Genomic DNA, 4,111 nt, shown 5'->3' with positions numbered 1-4,111 from the left:
TTGTACTTGACCCGAGTAATGTCGGCGTAAGAAAATCCGGAGGTTGAAATGAATCCCGCATTAATCGCCAGTAATGGACTGGCAGCCATTCGAGAGCATCATCCCATGGTGCATCATATCACAAACAGTGTTGTCATGAATTTTACGGCTAATGTAACTCTCTGCATGGGTGCCGCTCCCGTGATGGCACCCTGTATAGACGAGTCTTCCGAAATGGTGCAGTATGCCGGAGCCCTTCTTCTGAATATCGGCACACTGAATCCTGCACTGATCGACAGCATGATCGCTGCCGGGAAGAGGGCGAATGAGCTCGGAATTCCGGTGGTGCTCGATCCTGTCGGGGCAGGAGCAACAAAACTCAGAACCGATTCAGCGAATAGAATAATCAGGGAACTGGAGATCTCCATTGTCCGTGGAAACGCAGGTGAAATTCTCTCTCTGGCCGGAGAGGATGGAAAAGTTCGCGGCGTGGATTCGATGGATACAATCGATGACCGTGTTGAGATTATCTCTTCTCTCGCCCTTGAAACAGGATGGGTTATCGCTGTGACAGGTTCTACAGATGTTGTCACTGACGGAACCCGTACGATTGGGATAAGCAACGGTCACCCGATCATGGGCAGAGTCACCGGTACTGGATGTGCCGCTACTACTGCCGTAGCGTGTTATACCGCAGTTGTTAAAGACTGTTTTGAAGCAGCCGCAGGTGCTCTGATTTCCTTCGGTATCGCTGGAGAATGCGCTGCTGAGAAATGCAAGGGGCCGGGAACTTTCGTCCCGGTTCTCCTTGACGCGCTTGCTGATCTCGATGAAGAGACCATTGGCAGGAGGACAAGAGCGGAGGTTCTGCTCTGAACTCCGAGTTTCTACAACTCTATCTTGTTACCGACCCCGTTCTCTGCGGGGACAGGGGGGTTGTGGAGACTTGCAGGCAGGCACTTCAGTCTGGCGTTACCGCAATTCAGCTTCGCGACAAGACAGCCTCTACCAGGCAGCTGATTGAGATGGCGAAAACTCTCATGGTTCTCTGTGAGAAACACGGAGCCCTCTTTATTGTGAACGACCGCGTGGATGTCGCGCTGGCATGTCAATCGCGCGGTGTGCACCTTGGCCAGGATGATATGCCTGCGGTAGCCGCAAGAAGGCTGCTTGGAGCGGAAGCGGTGATTGGTATTTCCGTCAGATCAGTTGAGGAAGCTGTTACGGCATGGAAAAGCGGCGCTGACTATATCGCGGCAAACATGGTATTCGTTACTGACACGAAGACCGACCTTGAAAAGCCGCTCGGGCTTGATGCTATAGGGAGACTGAAAAAGGCTACTCCTCTGCCTTTGATCGCAATCGGCGGTATCAATTCGATGAATGCGGATACTGTTCGAAAGGCGGGTGCAGACGGAATCGCGGTAGTCTCTGCTATTATGGCGGCTCCAGAAGTTGATGAAGCCGTACTCGGCCTCCTTCCCGGGACGCATCACACTTGATCAGCTTAACATAAAAAAACGCAGATAGCTATCTCAAGATACTTGACTATTCTGATTATACGTTGTAACTTATTGTTGAAATTGTCTGAAGTTTCAGATACTAATCGCGGAAGGAGTATACTATGCGATTTCTACTTGTCTTACTTGCATTTGCATTAATTGCTTTTGCAAACAGCGAAACCACAGATGTGGATTTCGTCCGGGGTTCGGTCGGCGGGGGCGGCAGTGATGCCTTTCTTGATCAACTGGATTACATTGATCTGCAGGATATCGGGGGCAGTCCAAGGTGTGTCGGAGTCGGTTTTGACGGAGCCAATTTCTGGGTAAGCGATGCTCAGTCCGGAGGCGGACCTCTCTGGATTCATGTCATCGATGGTATTACTCATAATCATATTATCACCTTTGACCAGTACGAGACCACTGGATGGGGTATGCGTGACCTTTGCTGTGACGGTACTTACATTTTCGGCAGCCAGGATGAAGAAGTGGATTACTATGATATCGGAACGTACACATATGCTGGATACTACATATGCAACGCTGTCAGCCCTAACCGTGCACAGGCATGGGATGGAACATATTTCTACACAGGCAGCGGTTCTCCTAACGTTTATCAGGTAACCTGGGACGGGGTTTCAGGCAGTACTGCAACCTATACAACCTGGTCCACAGCTGTAGCAAACGGCAAAACATACGGCGCTGCCTGGGATAGTTACAATAATTGTCTCTGGGTATCTACGAACAACTATGACTTCCTTCTGTATCAGATCGACAGTGACGGAAGCCTTATCGCCGAACATACCTACAATATCGAAATAGCCGGTGGCTGTACTCCAGGAATCTACAGCGGATCATATGATAATCAGCTATGGGTTCTCGAACAGGGTGACCCGGACGCTTTGTTCTGTTATGAAACCGCTCCTCTTGCTCTTGAGCCGGATTCATGGGGTAGTATCAAGACTCTATTCTAGAAGCTCAGCTACCAGGAATCAGGGAGGGTCTTCAGATCCTCCCTTTCCTTTGTTCGCTGAACAGTAAAGGATGGTCGATCTGAAGCAGTTATATCAAATCGGAGCAGCGCTGATTTCTATCTGCGTCGTTTCTATCATTGCCTGTGGAACGACTGCATCGGAAGCAGACACATGGCTTATCTCAATCGATGACAGTACAATATCGGTTTCCAAGGCAGGAAATACATGGCTGATGCTTTCCCCTGAACAACAGAATTACTTTATTCAGAGGAACGATCATGTTAATGAATTCATAATCTCCCTTGCGAGGAAGCAGACAATCATCAGGGAGATTCACCGGCTCAATTATCTCCAGAGACCTGATATCATCGCTCTCGGTAATGCCTGGATACGCAGACAGGCTTCATTGCTGGCCCGTGAAACCATTATCGCTGCTGCTGAGGAGTCCATAACCGATGAGGATATTAATTACTTCAAGGATCATATGGGTACAACGGTCTGGTATACTGTTCTATCGGAGTCTCCGAGCGAGATGCAGTTCGGTCCCGCGCATTTGCCGGAATTACCACGCGAATTATCAGTTCATCTTGATTCCATGAATCCCGGAGATGAACTGCCTCTTTCAGATGGTTCTCTGATAAGATACGATTCAGTCATGGTAACTGATCCGGTACTGGTCAGCGAAACTCTGGTGAATTCGGAACGGGTAACTGACTTTGCCTTACAGAGATTATCAACCGCAGGGGGAAAGGCTGATCTCGAGAGAATTACCGATTCAATTCTTTCTGCGGCAGAGTCTGAAATCAGTGATACTGCCATCAATAGTCTGAGTCTATACTATTCCGGACTTGAGAACCTCATTCCGGAGGATTCGATTGTTATCTCCAGGCGCGGAATCATGACAGCTTCAGATTTTGTGCAGGAGATAGAGTATCAAAGTGGTTTTATGCCTGTTCAACCAGGCGATGCTGTCTGGCTGAAATGGTTTATCGATAATACACTTTTGAACGATGCTCTACGGCATTACTTCGCTTCAGTTAATCCTGAAGCATATTTGAATTTGTCAGCTGAAAGAGATACCTGGATGCTGAGTACCGCTTCAGATAAACTGTTCGAGGACGAGGTGTACAGTGGTATCAGGATAACTCCAGGACTGATAAGGGATGAATTCGACAATCTGATTGAAATTCCGATCGTTCCGGAGAAGCGAAGCATACAGTGTGTACAGATTCAAAGCGACGATGTTCTCGCATACGAGACAGCATTGTCTGAAGGAAACAGTGTTGATTCAATAATCGAAGGCTGTGGTTTCTGGAGATTGCTTTCAAAAGACGATCCCCCATCAAACATTACTCGCCCTCTTCTTATGGACGAAATTCCCGGATTCAGGGGAGAGGCTGTTTTCGAAATGCTTCCCGGAGATACCGTTACCTGGTCAAGCTTGTCTTCTCTGTATGAGGATTACGAGTATATGGCTTTCAGACTTGTGGAAGTATACCCTCCGCATACGGCGTCTTTTGAGGAGCTTGAGGAAGATCTTTATTATGCTGTCAGAGCAAGAATCGAGGAAGAACGAACCAGTGAATGGCTCGATGAACTTGGAGAGAAATATTCCCTCGTAATCAATGAAGACCTTCTGGAATCTCTTCCGTCTGATCC

Annotated in this window: 4 protein-coding genes; all 4 read left to right on the top strand. The window is 48.3% G+C overall.

The window, feature by feature from the left end:
- Positions 1–48: 48 nt before the first annotated feature.
- A complete protein-coding gene (gene thiM / locus K8R76_01110; GenBank protein MCD4846771.1) occupies positions 49–855 on the top strand; it encodes a hydroxyethylthiazole kinase in 807 nt (268 codons plus the stop codon).
- Complete coding sequence (thiE, locus tag K8R76_01105) at positions 852–1,481, top strand: thiamine phosphate synthase (GenBank protein MCD4846770.1); 630 nt, start codon at positions 852–854, stop codon at positions 1,479–1,481. Before thiM ends, thiE begins: the two co-directional genes overlap by 4 nt.
- Positions 1,482–1,603: 122 nt before the next feature.
- Positions 1,604–2,452, top strand: a complete 849-nt coding sequence (locus K8R76_01100; protein MCD4846769.1) for a hypothetical protein — start codon at positions 1,604–1,606, stop codon at positions 2,450–2,452.
- A gap of 70 nt (positions 2,453–2,522) precedes the next feature.
- On the top strand, positions 2,523–4,111 hold a 1,589-nt coding region (locus K8R76_01095), incomplete at its 3' end, for a hypothetical protein (protein ID MCD4846768.1).

The organism is Candidatus Aegiribacteria sp. (assembly GCA_021108435.1).
In the GTDB taxonomy this organism is placed as follows: domain Bacteria; phylum Fermentibacterota; class Fermentibacteria; order Fermentibacterales; family JCC-6; genus Aegiribacteria.
Note: the sequence above shows the minus strand (reverse complement) of the source record. Positions and strands in the feature narration are given on the sequence as shown.

Excerpts from the sequence above, each read along its gene's own strand:
- thiM (MCD4846771.1), top strand. The coding sequence starts at position 49 with ATGAATCCCGCATTAATCGCCAGTAATGGACTGGCAGCCATTCGAGAG.
- K8R76_01100 (MCD4846769.1), top strand. The coding sequence starts at position 1,604 with ATGCGATTTCTACTTGTCTTACTTGCATTTGCATTAATTGCTTTTGCA.